Annotated in this window: 15 protein-coding genes; 14 read left to right on the plus strand and 1 reads right to left on the minus strand. The window is 64.3% G+C overall.

Annotation, left to right across the window (positions count from 1 at the left end; all coding sequences use genetic code 11):
• Positions 1 to 18: 18 nt before the first annotated feature.
• Positions 19 to 1101, minus strand: coding sequence for an ABC transporter ATP-binding protein (locus C1A35_RS03670; RefSeq protein WP_104663008.1), 1083 nt, complete (start codon positions 1099 to 1101; stop codon positions 19 to 21).
• 220 nt (positions 1102 to 1321) lie between these two features.
• On the opposite strand from C1A35_RS03670, the gene C1A35_RS03675 reads away from it, so the two are divergent.
• From C1A35_RS03675 to C1A35_RS03740, 14 genes are all read left to right on the plus strand, one after another.
• Complete coding sequence (locus C1A35_RS03675) at positions 1322 to 2092, plus strand: helix-turn-helix transcriptional regulator (protein WP_440271497.1); 771 nt, start codon at positions 1322 to 1324, stop codon at positions 2090 to 2092.
• A 279-nt stretch (positions 2093 to 2371) separates the two neighbouring features.
• A complete protein-coding gene (locus C1A35_RS03680) occupies positions 2372 to 3337 on the plus strand; it encodes a sugar-binding transcriptional regulator (protein ID WP_104663009.1) in 966 nt (321 codons plus the stop codon).
• 123 nt (positions 3338 to 3460) lie between these two features.
• Positions 3461 to 4906: an ABC transporter substrate-binding protein gene (locus C1A35_RS03685; RefSeq protein ID WP_104663010.1), complete on the plus strand. Its 1446-nt coding sequence runs from the start codon at positions 3461 to 3463 to the stop codon at positions 4904 to 4906.
• A 187-nt stretch (positions 4907 to 5093) separates the two neighbouring features.
• On the plus strand, positions 5094 to 6017 hold the full coding sequence (locus C1A35_RS03690) for a carbohydrate ABC transporter permease (RefSeq protein WP_104663011.1): 924 nt from the start codon (positions 5094 to 5096) through the stop codon (positions 6015 to 6017).
• An 11-nt stretch (positions 6018 to 6028) separates the two neighbouring features.
• Positions 6029 to 6886, plus strand: coding sequence for a carbohydrate ABC transporter permease (locus tag C1A35_RS03695; RefSeq protein ID WP_104663012.1), 858 nt, complete (start codon positions 6029 to 6031; stop codon positions 6884 to 6886).
• A gap of 3 nt (positions 6887 to 6889) precedes the next feature.
• Positions 6890 to 8008: an ABC transporter ATP-binding protein gene (locus C1A35_RS03700; RefSeq protein WP_104663013.1), complete on the plus strand. Its 1119-nt coding sequence runs from the start codon at positions 6890 to 6892 to the stop codon at positions 8006 to 8008.
• Positions 8005 to 9129: an ABC transporter ATP-binding protein gene (locus tag C1A35_RS03705; protein WP_104663014.1), complete on the plus strand. Its 1125-nt coding sequence runs from the start codon at positions 8005 to 8007 to the stop codon at positions 9127 to 9129. Before C1A35_RS03700 ends, C1A35_RS03705 begins: the two co-directional genes overlap by 4 nt.
• Entirely contained in the window at positions 9129 to 10706 is a 1578-nt protein-coding gene (locus tag C1A35_RS03710; RefSeq protein WP_104663015.1) for an FGGY-family carbohydrate kinase, read from the plus strand. The genes C1A35_RS03705 and C1A35_RS03710 overlap by 1 nt, the downstream gene beginning before the upstream one ends.
• Positions 10703 to 11740, plus strand: a complete 1038-nt coding sequence (locus tag C1A35_RS03715) for a 2-hydroxyacid dehydrogenase (protein ID WP_104663016.1) — start codon at positions 10703 to 10705, stop codon at positions 11738 to 11740. Before C1A35_RS03710 ends, C1A35_RS03715 begins: the two co-directional genes overlap by 4 nt.
• Complete coding sequence (locus C1A35_RS03720; RefSeq protein WP_104663424.1) at positions 11740 to 13272, plus strand: glycerol-3-phosphate dehydrogenase; 1533 nt, start codon at positions 11740 to 11742, stop codon at positions 13270 to 13272. The genes C1A35_RS03715 and C1A35_RS03720 overlap by 1 nt, the downstream gene beginning before the upstream one ends.
• A 10-nt stretch (positions 13273 to 13282) precedes the next feature.
• Entirely contained in the window at positions 13283 to 14335 is a 1053-nt protein-coding gene (locus tag C1A35_RS03725; protein WP_104663017.1) for a class II aldolase/adducin family protein, read from the plus strand.
• The gene (locus C1A35_RS03730; protein ID WP_104663018.1) at positions 14332 to 15618 is read left to right on the plus strand and encodes an FGGY-family carbohydrate kinase; all 1287 of its coding nucleotides are present in this window, start codon (positions 14332 to 14334) and stop codon (positions 15616 to 15618) included. The genes C1A35_RS03725 and C1A35_RS03730 overlap by 4 nt, the downstream gene beginning before the upstream one ends.
• Positions 15615 to 16466: a TIGR01459 family HAD-type hydrolase gene (locus tag C1A35_RS03735; protein ID WP_234822727.1), complete on the plus strand. Its 852-nt coding sequence runs from the start codon at positions 15615 to 15617 to the stop codon at positions 16464 to 16466. The genes C1A35_RS03730 and C1A35_RS03735 overlap by 4 nt, the downstream gene beginning before the upstream one ends.
• A 12-nt stretch (positions 16467 to 16478) precedes the next feature.
• Complete coding sequence (locus tag C1A35_RS03740) at positions 16479 to 17429, plus strand: sugar phosphate isomerase/epimerase family protein (RefSeq protein ID WP_104663019.1); 951 nt, start codon at positions 16479 to 16481, stop codon at positions 17427 to 17429.
• Positions 17430 to 17513: the final 84 nt, after the last annotated feature.

Genomic DNA, 17513 nt, shown 5'->3' on the forward strand with positions numbered 1-17513 from the left:
CGGTGAGGCCGGGAGATTTCAGGCCGGAAAGACGTGCAACGCCTTCGGATCGAAGGCGAGGCCGACCTTTTCGCCGGGCTCGACCAGTTCGGCATCGCCAAGCGTGCGGCGGTCGGCCGTGACGAGGAAATCGCCCAGCCCGTCGACTGCGACCGAGTATTCGACCGCGGACCCCAGGAAGATCCGGTGGGTAACGGTGCCGGCCAAGGCTTCGACGCTTGCTGCGCCATTGCGCGTCAGCCGGATCGCCTCGGGTCTCAGCGCCACCGTTGCCGCACCTTTCGTGCAGTTGACGGCGGGGGCAAAAAAGCGCGCGCCATTGGCAAGGACGAGCGATGAGGCGCCGTCGACGGTCGCATCGATGCGGTTGGTCTTGCCGACGAAATCGGCGACGAAGAGGCTGGCGGGGCGGTCGTAGATTTCCTGGGGCGGTCCGACCTGGACGATGCGGCCGGCATTCATGACACAGACGAAATCGCTCATCGACAGCGCTTCCTCCTGGTCGTGGGTGACGAGCACGAAGGTGATGCCGAGTTCGCGCTGCAGCGTCTGCAGCTCGATCTGCATGGCGGTGCGCAGCTTCTTGTCGAGCGCGGCGAGGGGCTCGTCGAGCAAAAGCACCTTCGGCTTGTTGACGATGGCGCGGGCAAGCGCCACACGCTGCTGCTGGCCGCCGGACATTTCGTGGATGCGGCGTTTGCCGAAACCGCCGAGCCGCACCATTTCCAGCGCCTCCTGGGCGCGTCGTGATATCTCTGAACTGGCGATGCGCGGGCGCATCTGCCTCAGACCGTAGGAGACGTTGGCCTCGACATCGAGATGGGGGAACAGCGCATAGTGCTGGAACACCATGTTGACCGGGCGGCGATAGGCGGCAACGCCGTTCATCGGCTCGCCGCTGATGAAGACCGTGCCTTCGCTCGGCTGCTCGAAGCCGCCGATCATGCGCAGGCAGGTGGTCTTGCCGCAGCCGGACGGCCCGAGAAGCGCCATGAAGGCGCCGCGCGGCACCTGAAGATTGATGTCGGAAACGGCCGTCACGGCGCCATAACGTTTGGCGACCGAACGGAACTCGATGTCGTTCGTCGAAGCGGATGTCACGTCTGTTCCCTGCGGTTGTTATCGGATGTCGCCGGGAATCTCCCGCCCCGGCGCTCCACCGTCATTGACACGCAGCCTAGTCACCACGCGCCCTGCCGGTATATACCCCGAGAGAGGTATTTCAACGCAGATCGCTCTGTGTGAGGAGTATACCCTTGAAGCTGTGGGCATCGGCCGGGGGAGCGGTTTGAGCGTCGATCTCGAAGGACTTTTTCAGGTCATGGCGCCGCTGGTGGCGGGCGCTCCGCTTGAGGACGAGGCGGTCGGTAACGCCTATCGCCAGCTGATGTCGACGCTGATGACCTTCGACTACGTGGTTGTCTTTGCCTATCGCGGCAAGGAACGGCCGATCGACCTCTACAGCACCTTCAACGCTAGGGATCATGTGCTCTTCGTCAGCCTTTATCAGGCGGGGCCCTATCTGCTCGATCCGTTCTATCACGCGGCGATAAAGGGCAAACCCGGCGTCTGGCGGATGCGGGAGCTGGCGCCGGATCGGTTCTTCTCCTCGGAATACTATCGCACCTATTATGTGCAGACGGGGCTTGCCGAAGAGGTCGGTTTTTTCGTGCCCGTAGACGAGCAGATCACCGTGGTGCTGTCGCTGATGCGGCGCGAGGCGACCGGGACTTTCAGTGCTACGGAATTCGCGCTTCTGAAAAAGGTCGAGCCGCTGGTCTCGGCGCTGGTGCGCCACCACTGGGCGGGTCTCGGGCGCCGGTTCGATGCGGCGCTGGCTAAAACCGGGCGCAGCAAGCGCAAGGCGACGCACCCGCCGGCCGACGGCGTCTGGCAGCATCTCAATCTGACGGAGCGGGAAGCCTCAATCATCGAACTGGTGCTGCAGGGCCATTCGTCAGAATCGATCGGCCTCAGGCTCGGCATCTCCACCGGCACGGTGAAGGTCCACCGCCGCAACGTCTACCGCAAGCTCGGCATCTCCTCGCAGACGCAGCTGCTGTCGCTCTATCTGAGAAACCTCGGGCAATAATTCTGCGATCCTTGCACTGCTGACGGGCGGTTCGATTGTCCGCCCGCGTTGCCCCTTTTCCGCTTTTAACGAGCCTACGCCGTCGGGCGCCTGCCTGCGGCCGCTGCTTCTGCGTGCGGCCGCCGCAACCGTTCAACCGTCTCTTCGCAAACGTGATCGCTCATTTGTCAAACGCTATTGACAAAAATTTCACGCCATGAAATTTCTTTCATTAACGGATAAAAATATCACGCGGTGCAAAAAATATCATGCAGCGCAACAAGGGCCGGGTGGGAAACAATGACGATCGGCGGGACAGGCATTCGTGACGACGAGACCAGCATGGCGACGCGGGCGGCCTGGCTGCATTACGCCGGCGGCCTGACCCAGGCGGAGGTCGCCAAGCGACTGGGGCTGACCTCGCTCAAGGCCCACCGGCTGATCATGAAGGCCAACCAGGAAGGGCTGGTGAAGGTCTATATCGACGGCGAAGTCTCCGAATGCGTCGAGCTCGAACAGACGCTCTCGGCGCGCTACGGCCTCGACTACTGCGAGGTGGTACCGGACTTCGATTCCGACGATCTGCCGTTGAAGGCGCTCGGCATTTCCGGCGCGCAGTTCCTGAAGCGTGAGATCGAGCGCGGCGAGACGGCGCTGGTCGGTGTCGGCCATGGCCGCACGCTCGCGGCCTGCGTCGAATACCTGCCGCGCATGGCCAGCGGCAACACCCGCTTCGTCTCGCTTCTCGGCGGACTGACGCGCAAGTTTTCGGCCAACCCGCATGACGTGATCCACCGGCTCGCCGAGCGCACCGGGGCAGAGGCCTATGTCATGCCGGTGCCGTTCTTTGCCAACACCGTCGAGGACCGCGACGTGCTCTTCAGCCAGCGCGGCGTGCGCGAGGTTTTCGATCTCGCCAAGACCGCCGACCTCCTGATGGTCGGCATCGGTACCGCCGTGCGCGAGGCCTCGCTGGTTTCGACCGGCATGATCGAGACGAGCGAGATCGAGGACATCCAGAAGGGCGGAGCGATGGGAGAGTTGCTCGGCCACTTCTTCGACCGCGACGGCAAGCCGATCGAGACGACGCTGTCCGACCGCACCTTCACGCTCAGCCGCGAGGACCTGAAGAACCGCCGCACGGTGGCGGTTGCCGGCGGCAAGATCAAGGTGCCGGCCATCCGGGCGGTGCTTAGCAGCGGGCATCTGAGCGGGCTTATCACCGACGAGCGGACGGCACGGGCGCTTGCGGCCGACGGCGCATGAAGCGCTGAGACATTCGGGGCCATGCGAAGGGCAGGGAGGATCTGCCGTTCAGGGCCCTAAAGGGAGGAATACCGGTGGGGTAGCCGGCAGTCGCAATCATACCCGCAACGGAGGAGAAGACGGATGTACGAGAAGGAGAAGGACCTCATCAGCGCATTCCTGCGTGGGGAGGTGGACCGCCGCGGCATGCTCAAGGGATTGGGCGCTGCAGGCCTGACCGTCGGCACGGCCGGCACGTTGTTCAACATGATGTCGACCCAGGCGCTCGCCGCCGATTTCGACTGGAAGGCGCATTCCGGCAAGAAGCTGAAGCTGCTTTTGAACAAGCACCCTTACGCCGATGCGATGATTGCCAACCTGCAGACCTTCAAGGATCTGACCGGCATCGATGTCACCTATGACGTCTTCCCGGAAGACGTCTATTTCGACAAGGTGACGGCGGCACTGTCGTCGGGCTCGGCCGAATACGATGCCTTCATGACCGGCGCCTACATGACCTGGACCTATGGCCCGGCCGGCTGGATCACCGACCTCAAGGAATGGATCAATGATCCGGCCAAGACCAACCCGCAATATGCCTGGGACGACTTCCTGCCGGGCGTGAAGAACTCCTGCGCCTGGAACGGCCAGCCGGGTGGGGCGCTCGGCTCCGACGACGCCAAGCAATGGTGCATCCCGTGGGGCTACGAACAGAACAATCTCTCGTTCAACCAGGCCATGTTCGACAAGGCGGGCGTTGCCGTTCCGAAGAACATCGACGAGCTTTCAGCGGCTGCCGCCAAGCTCACCAAGGATGTCGGCGGCGGTGTCTACGGCATCGGCGTGCGCGGCTCCCGCTCCTGGGCGACGATCCATCCGGGCTTCCTCTCGGGTTACGCCAACTTCGGCCAGAAGGACCTCAACGTTGCAGCCGACGGCAAGCTTTCGGCGGCGATGAACACGGCCGAATCCAAGGCCTTCCACGCCAAATGGGTGTCGATGATCCAGGAAAGCGGCCCGAAGGACTGGTCGACCTACACCTGGTATCAGGTCGGCACCGATCTCGGCGCCGGCGCCTCGGCCATGATCTACGACGCCGACATCCTCGGCTACTTCATGAACGGCGGCGACAACAAGATGGCCGGCAAGCTTGCCTATGCGCCGTTTGCCGCGAACCCGGCAGCTTCCGCCCCGACGCCGAACATCTGGATCTGGTCGCTCGCCATGTCCAATTTCTCCAAGGACAAGGACGCGACCTGGTACTTCCTGCAGTGGGCGACCGGGCTCGAGCACGCGATCTTCGGCGCGACGAAGATGGACTTCGTCAACCCGGTCCGCGCTTCGGTGTGGAAGGACGAGATGTTCCGCGAGCGGCTGAACAAGAGCTATCCGGGTTATGTGGAAATGCACGACGTTTCGGCGCCGGGTGCCAAGATCCACTTCACCGCGCAGCCGCTGTTCTTCGACGTGACGACCGAATGGGCCTCGACGCTGCAGAAGATGGTCGCCAAGCAGGTGCCGGTCGACGAAGGTCTCGACCAGCTTGCAGAAAGCATCAACCGCCAGCTCCAAGAAGCGGGTCTCGGCTGATAGGCCTCCCAAGCGATCCCCGGCGCTGACAGGCGCCGGGGATCCCGAGATGCCGGCGGCAGTCGGCCTGTGGCGATCCGCTTGAGGTCGCGCGCAAATCAACCTGAGATGCCGAGGAACTGGCGCGGCGCCTGAAAGGCTCCCGCGTGCCGCGTGCTCTTTAAAGACTTCAGGAACGGAGCTCGACATGGCTTCAACAGAAACCCTCAAGAGGCCAGCCTCCGGCTTCAGGATCAGCAGGAAGATGCTTCCCTATGTGCTGAGCCTGCCGGCACTGCTCGTCTGCATCGGCATCCTCATCCCGTTCTTCACGGCGGTGGTCTATTCGTTCCAGCGCTATAGGCTGAGCCAGCCCTGGGCGCGCCAGTTCAACTGGGGCGAAAACTACATCAACTTCTTTACCGACCCGGCTTTCTGGAACACGCTCAAGGTATCGCTGCTCTATGCCGGCCTCACCGTGACGCTGGAACTGCTGCTCGGGCTCGGCATCGCGCTCTTGTTGCAGCGGCGCTCGACGGTCAACAACTTCATCTCGATCATGCTGCTTCTGCCGCTGATGATCGCGCCGGCGCTGGCGGCGCTGATGTGGAAGCTGATGACCAATCCGAGCTTCGGTATCCTCAGCTACCTTGCAAGCCTGATCGGTCTGCATGATTTCCGCTGGGCGTCCTCGCCGGACACGGCGCTCTTGACCGTAGTGCTCGTCGACATCTGGGTCTATACGCCCTTCATCATGATCCTGCTCCTGGCAGGCCTGCGCTCTCTGCCGACGCAGCCTTTCGAGGCCGCCGCCCTTGACGGCGTGCCGCGCAGCTTCGTCTTCTTCCGCATCACGCTTCCGATGCTCACACCCTATATCCTGACGGCGACGCTGTTCCGGTTGCTCGACAGTATCCAGCAGTTCGACATCATCTACGCGATGACGCAGGGCGGGCCCGGCAATACGCTCACCGTCTTCCAGGTCGAGGCCTATCTCAACTTCTTCCAGTCGACCAATGTCGGCCGTTCGGCAGCGCTTCTGATCATTCTCTGGGCGATCACCTACACGCTGTCCAACGTCTTCATCAAAAACTGGCTGCGGCTGCGCGAACGCGCACGCGGCGAAGCGTAAAGGAGGGACCAATGGAAACCATGTCTCCGCTCGAACGGATCTTACGCGGTCTCGCCCTCACGCTCGTCGTCGTCTTCTTCATGTTCCCGATCTTCTGGATCTTCCTGATGTCGTTCCAGACGAACGAGACGATCCTGGCGATCCCGCCGTCGATCGTGTTCTCGCCGACGCTCTCGAATTACGCGGCGCTGATCACCGGCAAGCTGCAGACGGCGGCCGGCACGCTCGACATCGCTTTCATGAGCAATCTCGGCAACTCGATCTTCCTGTCGGTGGCGTCGGTCGCCGTGTCGCTGGTGCTCGGCGTGCCCGCGGCCTATGCCTTCGCGCGCCACAAGTTCAAGGGTTCGGAAGACATCGCGTTCACGCTTCTGTCCTTCCGCTTCGCGCCGCCGCTCTTGGTTCTGCTGCCGCTGACGCAGTATTTCCAGTGGCTCGGCCTTTCCAACACCTATGTCGGGCTGATCTGGGTCTACCAGCTGATCTGCCTGCCGCTGATCCTCTGGATCGTGCGCGGCTACTTCGAGGACATCTCGGCCGACGTCGAATATGCCTATCGCATTGCCGGCCATTCCTGGCTTGCGACCTTCCGCAAGATCGCGCTGCCGCTTGCCGGTCCCGGCATTGCCGCCGCCGGCCTGCTTGCCTTCATCTTCGCCTGGAACAACTTCGTCTTCGCGCTGGTGCTGGCGTCCGCCGACAAGCAGCCGGTGACGGTGGGCGCGCTTGCCTTCGTCACCTCATCGGGCATCCAATACGGGCAGATCGCGGCGGCCATCGTGCTTTCGGTCACGCCGACGCTCGCACTTGCACTCTACGCCCAGCGCTACCTTGTCGAAGGCCTGTCGCTCGGCGCGGTGAAAGGGTAACTCATGACCACGCTGCAACTGAAGAACATCGTCAAGCGCTACAAGAGCCAGACGGTTCTCGATGACCTGACGCTCGACGTCGCCGATGGCGAGCGGCTGGTGCTCTTCGGCCCCTCCGGCGCCGGTAAGACCGTGCTGCTTCGGCTGGTCGCCGGTGTCATCGAACCGGACGCGGGCCGGGTGCTGATCGGCGGCGAGGACATGACCGATGTCGATGCCGAGCATCGCGGCGTCGGCATGGCGTTCCAGAACTTCGCGCTGTTCCCGCATATGAGCGCCTTCGACAATATCGCCAGCCCGCTGACGGCAACGAAATCGTCGAAGGAGAAGATCGCAGCCGGCGTGCAGAAGGTGGCGAAACTCTTGAAGATCGACCATGTGCTGACGCATCACCCGAAGGCGCTTTCGAACGGCCAGAAGCAGCGCACGGCCCTTGCCCGCGCACTCGTCGGCTCGCCGCCGCTGCTTCTGCTCGACGATCCCTTGCGCAACGTCGACGCCAAGCTGCGCTTCGAGATGCGGCTGGAACTGCCGCGGCTGCTTGCAGCTCAAGGCGCAACCGTCGTCTACGTTACCCAGGACTACAAGGAGGCGATGGCGCTCGGCGACCGGATCGCGGTCATGGCCTCAGGTAGCATCCGTCAGATCGGCACGCCGCAGGAGATCTACAACGCCCCCGCCGATATCGAGATTGCCCGGCTCTTCGGCGACCCCACCATCAACCTGCTCGATGTCACGCCGCAACGCGGCGGCGAGGGGGTGTTCGTGGAACTCTCCAATGTCCGGGTTCGGCTTGCTGATTACGGCGCCGATGTCGTCGGCAGTCCGTGCGTGCTTGGCCTGCGTCCGGAAGCGATCAGCTTCGTCGATGCCGCCGCACCTGGCGCCATCCCTGTGACCGTGGAGGCGGAAACGCCGCTCAACGAAAAGACTGTGACCCTGGCCCTGACGGCCCGCGGCCGCGAAATCCTGGTGTCGCGCCCGGCCGGTACGCCTGGCCCGACCGCGGGACCTGCCCATATTGCCGTCAATGGCACGCAGGCCTTTCTCTTTGACAAGACGAGCGGCGCTCTTTTGCCGCGCGCCGACCTTGCAGCCAAGCGCAATGGAGAAGCGGCATGACCGACACCGCCCTTCTGATCAAGGACGTCGACAAGTTCTATGGCCCCGTCGATTACGGCGTGCATGCCGTCAAGAACCTGAACATGGATGTGAAAAAGGGCGAGATCATCGCGCTGCTCGGCTCGTCCGGCTGCGGCAAGACCTCGACCTTGCGCATGATCGCCGGCTTCGAGGCGGTGTCGCGCGGCACGATCTCGCTTGCAGGCAAAGAGGTCCAGACGCTGCCGCCGGTGCGCCGCAACGTCGCCATGGCGTTCGAGGGCTATTCGCTTTATCCGCCGCTGACGGTGCGCGAAAACATCGCTTTTGCGCTGAAGGCCTCGAAGCTCTCTCAGAGTGTCGTCGACGAGAAGGTGGCGGGTATCGCCAAGCTGCTTGAGATCGAAGACATTCTCGGGCGTTACCCGAGCTCGATTTCCGGCGGCCAGCAGCAGCGCGCCTCGCTCGGCCGGGCGCTGATCCGAGATGCCAACCTGCATCTGCTCGACGAGCCGATGGGGCAGCTCGAGCCGCAGCTTCGGGCACTGCTTCGCGGGCGCATCAAGCACTTCATCAAGGAACGCGGGCTGACGGCGATCCTCGTCACCCACGACCAGACCGAGGCCAACGCTCTTGCCGATCGTATCGCCGTCATGGAAGGCGGCGTGCTGCAGCAGTTCGACACGCCGCAGAAGATCAAGGAGCGGCCGGCCAATCTCTTCACCGGCACCTTCGTCGGCGAGCCGCCGATGAACGTGTTCGAGGCCAGCGTTTCCGGCTCCGAAAGCAAGATGGCCTTTGGCCTCAAGGATGGCGTGCGGCTTGAATATGCGGCCTCGGATTTCTCGCATGCGGTGCGTGACGAACTCGTCAAGCGGCAGAAGGTGGTGCTCGGCATCCGCCCCTATTCGGTGCGCCGCAGCGCCGACGGCGTCACCGGCCGCGTCGCCGTCAACCAGTGGCTCGGCGACCAGACCCATATCGCGGCGGATTTCGCCGGCGGCACCATGGTGCTGGTCGAGCACGACCGCACGCAGCTCGATGTCGGTCAGCCCATCGGCATTCATCTGGACCCGTCGAGCCTGCACGTCTTCGACGGCGAGAGCGGGCGGGCGATCAGCCATGGACAGGAGCTTGCCTGATGCGGGACATCCTCATCGGCATCGATGCGGGGACGTCGGTCATCAAGTCGGTGGCCTTCGATCTCACCGGCCGGCAGCTCGCCATGGCGGCGCTGCCGAACGCCTATGAGGCCGTAGGTCGCGCCGGCAGCGTGCAGGATCTGGAACGTACCTGGGCCGACGCGGCAACGACGCTAAAGCAGCTCTCCGACAAGATCGAAAACCTCGCGGGCCGCGTTGCCTCGATCGCGGTCACCGGCCAGGGCGACGGCACCTGGATGATCGACAAGGCGGGCGTGCCGGTCGGCAAGGGCTGGCTCTGGCTCGATGCGCGCGCCGGCGAGACCGTCGAGCGGCTGCGCGCCGACAGCGGCGATATCGCGCGCTTCGAAAGCACCGGTTCTGGCCTTGCCGCCTGCCAGCAGGGGCCGCAGCTACGCTGGATTTGCGATCATGCGCCCGAGATGCTTTCGGGCGTCGCCACCACCTTCCACTGCAAGGACTGGCTCTATTTCAGGCTGACCGGCAAGCGCGCGACCGATCCGTCCGAGGCCAATTTCAGCTTCGGCAACTTCCGCACCCGGACCTACAACGACGACGTTATCGCCTTTCTCGGCCTCGAAAAGCTGAAGCATGTGCTGCCGGAGATCGTCGACGGCGCCACCACGCATCACTCGCTTTCAGCGCAAGCGGCGAAGGCGACCGGCCTTACCGAGGGTACGCCCATCGTGCTCGGCTACGTCGATGTCGTCTGCACGGCGCTTGGGGCCGGGCTCTACGATCCGGGCACTGATACCGGCTGCTCGATCATCGGCTCGACCGGCATGCACATGCGGCTTGCCAATGGCGCCGACGACGTGCGGCTGAACCGGGATTTGACCGGCTACACCATGTGCATGCCGATCCCGGGCGCCTATGCGCAGATGCAGTCCAACATGGCGGCGACGCTCAACATCGACTGGATCCTGTCGGTCGGGTCGGGCCTGCTCAAGGGCATGGGTGTCGAGAAGTCAAAGAACGAATTGCTCGCTTATGTCGATGGCTGGCTGGCCGACGCCAGGGACACGTCGCTGATCTTTCAGCCCTATATCTCGGAAGCCGGCGAGCGCGGGCCCTTCGTCGACGCTTCGGCGCGCGCCTCCTTCGTCGGGCTGTCGGTCGCCCACGGCTTTCCCGACATGGTGAAGGCGGTCTTCGACGGCCTCGCCATGGCCGCGCGCGATTGCTACGCCGAGATGGGGCCGTTGCCCTCCCGCATCCGGCTGACGGGCGGTGCTGCCCGCAGCGCTTCGCTCCGCCGCATTTTGGGGGCGGCCCTTGGCGCGAGCGTCCAGACGAGCGAGCGGGAGGAGGCGGGGGCCGCGGGTGCCGCCATGATCGCCGCCGTTTCGCTTGGCATCTATCCCTCGATGGCCGATTGCCTCGGCGACTGGGTCACCCCTTACCAGCGGCCGGCGGAAGCCGCCGATCCGGGGCTCGCCCGCCGCTTTGACGAACTCTTCCCCGCCTACCAGCAGTCGCGAAAGGCGCTCAGACCCGTCTGGCACGCACTCTCCCAAGGTGCCGCCACGGAAGACCAACAGGAAAGACCGAAATGAAGAAGATAGCGATCATCGGCGACCGGTTCATGCTGCCGGACGTGTTCCGCGACAAGATCGTCGAGGCGACCGGCAACGGCCATGACATTCGCACCCTCGAACTGCCCTGGCCGGATGTGCCGATGGAGCACGGCTACGCCGTGGAGGGCATGGATGGCCTCAAGGAATATCTCGGCAAGCCCGAGGACATCATCGACTTCATTGCCGACGCCGAAATCCTGGTGACGCAGCTGGCTCCGCTTTCCCGTGCCATGCTTCAGGCGCTGCCCGGCTTGAAGCTCGTCGCTGTCTCGCGCGGCGGTCCTGTCAATATCGACATGGGGGCTGCGAGGGATGCCGGCGTTCGCGTCGTCAACACGCCCGGTCGCAACGCCAACGCCGTTGCCGAATTCACGCTCGGCGCCATTCTCGCCGAAACGCGGCTGATCCGCACCGGCCATGAGGCCCTGCGCAAGGGAGAATGGCGCGGCGACCTCTACCGCGCCGACCGCACCGGCCGCGAACTCTGCGAGATGACCGTCGGCGTCATCGGCTATGGCAATATCGGCACCAAGGTGGTGCGCCTCCTGCGCGCCTTCGGCACCAGGGTGCTGGTGCACGATCCCTATGTGCAGCTCTCGGCCGATGATCTGAACGCTGGTGTCGAGCAGGTGTCGCTCGACGATCTTCTCTCCCGCTCAGACGTGGTGACCTTGCACCCGCGCGTGACCGAGGAGACGCGCAACATGATGAACGCCGAGACCTTCGCCAGGATGAAACCGGGCGCGATCTTCGTGAACACGGCGCGTGGGCCGCTCTGCGACTACGACGCGCTCTACGAAAGCCTCGAGAGCGGTCATCTGTCGGCGGCGATGCTGGAGACCTTCGCCGTCGAGCCGGTGCCGGAGGACTGGCCACTGCTCAAACTGCCGAACGTGACGCTGACGCCGCATATCGCCGGCGCTTCGGTGCGCACCGTGACCTTTGCCGCGGAAATGGCGGCCGAGGAAGTGCGCCGCTACATCGCCGGTCTGCCGCCGGTCAATCCGTGCTGATGACAGGAGGAACGACGTTGAGTTCCGATAGCGGAATATACGATCTGTTCGTCGTCGGCGGCGGCGTCAACGGCGCGGGCATTGCGCGCGACGCGGCCGGGCGCGGGCTCTCGGTTCTCCTGTGCGAGAAGGACGACCTGGCGCAAGGCACGAGTTCGCGCTCCGGAAAGCTGGTGCATGGCGGCCTGCGCTACCTCGAATATTACGAGTTTCGCCTGGTGCGCGAGGCGCTGATCGAGCGCGAGGTGCTGCTTCGGTCCGCCCCGCACATCATCTGGCCGATGCGTTTCGTGCTGCCGCATAACCCTGAGGACCGGCCAGCATGGCTCGTGCGCCTCGGGCTCTTCCTCTACGACCATCTCGGCGGGCGCAAGCGCCTGCCGGGCACGCGCAGCCTCGATCTCGCGACGGCGCCGGAGGGCGCGCCGATCAAGCGTGAATATCGCAAAGCGTTCGAATATTCGGACTGTTGGGTGGACGACGCCCGGCTGGTGGTCTTGAACGCGCTCGACGCCCGGGATCGCGGCGCGCGGGTGCTGACGCGCACCGCCTGCAGCGCGATCCGCAGGCGCGACGGGCTCTGGTCGATCGAGATGACCGACACGCGGACGGGGGCGAAAAGCGAGGCGAGGGCGCGCTGCGTCGTCAACACCGCCGGTCCCTGGGTCAACGACGTCATCGGCCGGATCGGCGGCCTGAACTCCACCCGCAGCGTGCGGCTGGTCAAGGGCAGCCACATCGTCGTGCCGAAATTCTGGGAGGGACGGCAGGCCTATCTCGTCCAGAACCCGGACAAGCGGGTGATCTTCATCAATCCCTACCAGAACGACCTGGCGCTGATCGGCACGACGGATATCCCTTACGAAGGCCGTCCGGAGGATGTGGCCGCCGACGACAACGAGATCGCCTATCTCCTGAAATCGGTGAACCGCTACTTCAAACAGCAGCTGACCTCCGACGATATCGTCTACAGCTTCTCCGGCGTACGCCCGCTCTATGACGACAATGCCGAGAACCCGTCGGCGGTGACGCGCGACTACATCTTCGAGGTCGATGCGGCCGAGGGGCAGCCGCCGCTGCTTTCGGTCTTCGGCGGCAAGATCACCACCTTCCGCAAGCTTTCCGAGCACGCGCTGGAGCGGCTGAAGTCCTTTTTTCCCAAGATGGGGCCAGCTTGGACGGCGAAGGCGCATCTGCCGGGCGGCGATATGGCAGACGCCGATTTCGATCTGTTTCTGGGTGAGCTCAAGGCGCGCTACCGCTGGCTGCCATCGGATCTCGCCAAACACTATGCGCGGCTTTATGGCACGCGGACGCATGCACTGCTTGCCGGAGCCACATCACTCGACGATCTCGGTCCGGCCTTCGGCCCGCTCTTTTTCGAGCGCGAGGCGCGCTTCCTCATCGACAACGAATGGGCGCTGACGGCGGATGATATTCTCGACCGGCGCACCAAGCATGGCCTGCACATGACGCCGGCCGAGCGGCAGGCTTTTACCCATTGGCTGGAACGCCAGCAGCAAGCGGCCTGAAGGAGATCGGATGCGAAGTCTGGAATTCGAAGCGCTTCTCGATCTTTCGGCCCGGGTGGGGGCGGATCCGCTTCTGGTGCAGGGGGCGGGCGGCAACACCTCGATCAAGGAGGGCGGAACGCTCTGGATCAAGGCGTCCGGTCTCTGGCTGGCGCATGCGCGCCAGCGCGACGTCATGGTGCCGGTGGCGCTTGAGCCCTTGCTCGAAGCGCTGGATGCGAACGATCCGGCAACCGAGAAGGCGCAGGATTTCGTGATCGCCGAGCGCAACCCTTCGGGCCTGCGCCCCTCGATCGAAACCACGGTGCATGCGCTGATGCCGCAGAAGGTGGTGGTGCATGTGCACTGCGTCGAGACGATCGCGACGGCGGTGCAGAGCAACGGTGCGGCGATCGCTGCCGAGCGGCTTGCGGGCTACCCCCATGTTTTCGTGCCCTATGCCCGGCCGGGATTGCCGCTTGCCAAGGCGATTGCCGAGCGGATGCAGGACAACACGTCGATTCTGATCCTCGGTAATCACGGCCTGGTCGTCGCTGCTGAAACCGTGGTCGATGCGGCGATCCTGCTGACGGACATTACCCGCCGCCTGACCGGGGCGCGCAGGCTCGCTCCGGCGGCAGATCTGGCGGCGCTTTCCCGCCTTGCCGTCGACAGCGATTACCGGCTGCCGGAGGACGTTGCCCTTCATTCGGTCGCCGCCGATCTCGACAGTTGCCGGCTTGCTGCCGGTGGCAGCCTTTATCCGGATCATGTGATCTTCCTCGGCAAGGGTGTCGTGGTCGCCGCACCCGGCGAGACCGCGCTTTCGATCGAGACGAAACGGCGTGCGACCGGCGACAGCCTGCCGCCCTTGCTGCTCTTTCCCGGCAAGGGCGTGCTGGTGCAGAAGGAGATATCCGCTGGTGCCTTCGCCATGGCCCGGTGCCTTGCCGACGTGACGGCGCGCATTCCGACCGATGCGCGGCTGCGCTATCTGAGCGAAGCGGAAAACGCCGAGCTTCTCGGCTGGGACGCGGAAAAGTACCGCCAGCAGCTCAATCGGGCCGGACAGGTGCTGCAATGAGCAGCCAGTCAGACAAACTCGTTGTCGGTATCGACCTCGGCACCTCCGGTGCACGGGCGGTTGCCATGGCGGCGGACGGCACCATCGTGGCGTCGGGTGCGGCGAAGCTTTCATCCTTCTCCGACGATCATCGCGATCCGATCGGCTGGTGGAAGGCGGTGCAGGCGGCGCTTGGTGAAGCGCTCGGCGGCGTCAACCGGCGGAAGGTCGTTGCGCTTTCGATCGACGGCACATCAGGTACGATGCTGCCGGTCGATCATGCGGGCGCGCCGCTGGTGGTGCCGATGATGTACAATGATCCGGTTGGCGACCGCGCGCTTCTCGAGGCGATTGCCGCCCACGCGCCGCGCGAGAGTGCCGCGCATGGCGCCACATCCGGCCTTGCCAAGCTTCTCGTCTTCCAGTCGCTGCCGGGTGTCTTCCGGGTGATCCATCAGGCCGATTGGCTGGCCGGCCATTTCACCGGGCTCTACGATGTCTCCGACGAGAACAATGCGCTCAAGACCGGCTACGATCCGGTGTCGCGGTCCTGGCCGGACTGGATGGAAAGGACCGGCGCGCTTGTCGATCTGCTGCCGGATGTACTGCCGGCCGGTGCGCCGATCGCGACGATCTCGCCGGAAGCGGCCGAAGCCTTCGGGTTTTCAAGCGACGTGGTGGTCGTTGCCGGCACCACGGACGGATGCGCCTCGTTTCTCGCCACCGGCGCCGATCAGCCGGGCGACGGCGTCAGCGCGCTCGGTACCACGCTGACGGTGAAGATGCTTTCCGACCGTCCGCTATTTGCGCCGGAATACGGGCTCTACAGTCACCGCATCGGCGAGATGTGGCTCGCCGGCGGGGCTTCCAATACGGGCGGGGTGGTGCTGGCGGAACATTTCTCAGCCGACCGGATCGCTGCACTTTCGGCCGAGATCGATCCGGCCGTCGACACCGGGCTCGATTATTATCCGCTGGTGAAGCCCGGAGAGCGCTTTCCCATCGCCGATCCGGATTTCGCCCCGCGCATGAGCCCGCGGCCGGCCGATGACGCGACCTTCCTCAAGGCGATCTTCGAGGGCATCGCAGGCGTCGAGAGCCTCGCCTATCAGCGGCTGACAGCGCTTGGCGGACCGGGGCTCCGATCGCTCCGCAGTGTCGGCGGCGGCGCGAAGAACGCGGCCTGGGGCGCTATCCGGGCGCGCAAGCTCGGCGTGCCGTTCCTGCCGGTTCTCTCCGAGGAGGCGGCGGCCGGCACGGCGCGGCTTGCTCTTGCGGGTGCCAGAAAGGCTGGTGTGCTGTGACGTTTGCTCAAACGACTGCGATCGAGGGACTTGGGGAGATTGCCGATCGCTACGACGCCTTCCTGATCGATCAGTTCGGGGTGTTGCGCGATGGCCTCGGGCCCTATCCGGGCGCGGCCGAAACGCTGGTCAAGCTGAAGGATGCGGGAAAGCGCATCATCATCCTCTCGAATTCCGGCAAGCGGTCGGCGGAAAACGACCGCCGCCTCGTCGATCTCGGTTTCGTCGCGGGAAGCTGGGATTGGTTCCTGACCTCGGGCGAGGTCGCCTGGCAGATCCTCAGGCGGGAAGGCGCGGGTGCCGCCGGTGGGCGGCGCAAGTGCCTGCTGATCAGTCGCGACGGTGACGTCTCGCCGCTGACGGGGCTAGACCTCGAACGCACGGAGAGTGGTGCCGATGCCGATTTCGTGTTGCTCGCCGCGAGCGAGGGCGATGTCCAGCCGCTTTCCCACTACGAGGCGCTTTTGGCACCGGCCGCCAGACGCGGCGTGCCCTGTCTCTGCACCAATCCGGACAAGGTGATGCTGACGAAGGAAGGTACCGCCTTCGGCGCTGGCCGCATCGCCGAGCTTTACGAGGAACTCGGCGGCACCGTTCGCTGGATCGGCAAACCCTTTGCCGACATCTATGCGTCAGCGCTCGACTTCCTCGGGCAGCCCGATTCGACGCGGGTCTGCGCGATCGGCGACAGCATCGAGCACGACATTGCCGGTGCGGCGAATGCAGGGCTTCACGCGGTGCTGGTGACGACCGGGATCCTGGAGCGCGCCTCGGACGAGGAGCGCCGCCGGCTCTTTGCCGAGCATGGCGCCAGCCCCGATTTCATTCTTCCGAAATTTACCTGGTAGGAGGAGCCGACCGTGGCCTTCACGCTCTCGCTCAACACCAATCCGCTGGTCAACCGCTTTGCTGAGCCCGATGACCTGATCGACACGATTGCCGAGAAGATCCGTATCGGCTACGTCCAGCTCACCCACGAGTTCGTCAATCCCGGCTGGCCGGCCGCAACGATTGCCAAGACGCTCAGGCAGTTTCGCAAAGCACTCGACCGTACCGGCGTGAAGATCACCTCGGGCATGACCGGGCCCTATGGCCGGCTCAACCATTTCGGCCACCCGGACCCGGATGTCAGGCGCTACTATGTCGACTGGTTCAAGACCTTTGCCGACATCTCCGCCGAGCTCGGCGCGTCGGGCATGGGCACGCAGTTCGCGATCTTCACGCTCAAGGACTATGGTGACCCGGCACGGCGCGAAGAGATGATGAGGGTCGCCATCGACTGCTGGCGCGAGGTGGCCGAGCACGGCATGGCGGCGGGGCTCTCCTATGTCTTCTGGGAGCCGATGTCGGTCGGCCGCGAATTCGGTCACACGATCGAGGAATGCCGGGCGCTCGACCGGCGGCTGGCCGAAGCGGATCTGCCGATCCCGATGAAGATGATGGTCGACATCGACCATGGCGACGTCACCTCCGACAACCCCGACGACATCGATCCCTATGCCTGGGCGGGCGCCTTTCCGGAGCGATCGCCGATCATCCACATCAAGCAGTCCTCGATGAACAAGGGCGGTCATTGGCCGTTCACCGCCGCCTACAACCGCGACGGCCGCATCACGCCGGAGAAGCTGATCGGGGCAGTCAAGGCCGGCGGCGGCACGGACAACGAGATCTGCCTGGAGCTTTCCTTCCGCGAGCGCGAGCCGACGGATCACAACGTCGTCCAGATGATCCGGGAGTCGGTCGAATTCTGGGAGCCCTACATCGACACGGGCTTCAATCGCCCGAAAAGCCACATTGCAAAATCACATTGAAAAATCACAAAATCACGTGATAGAAATTGAAATATCACAAATAGGTGTTATCTTCTCACGGTGAGCGCGGCTGAGGCTGCGCGT

Source organism: Ensifer adhaerens (assembly GCF_002940685.1).
Classification (GTDB): domain Bacteria; phylum Pseudomonadota; class Alphaproteobacteria; order Rhizobiales; family Rhizobiaceae; genus Ensifer; species Ensifer adhaerens_E.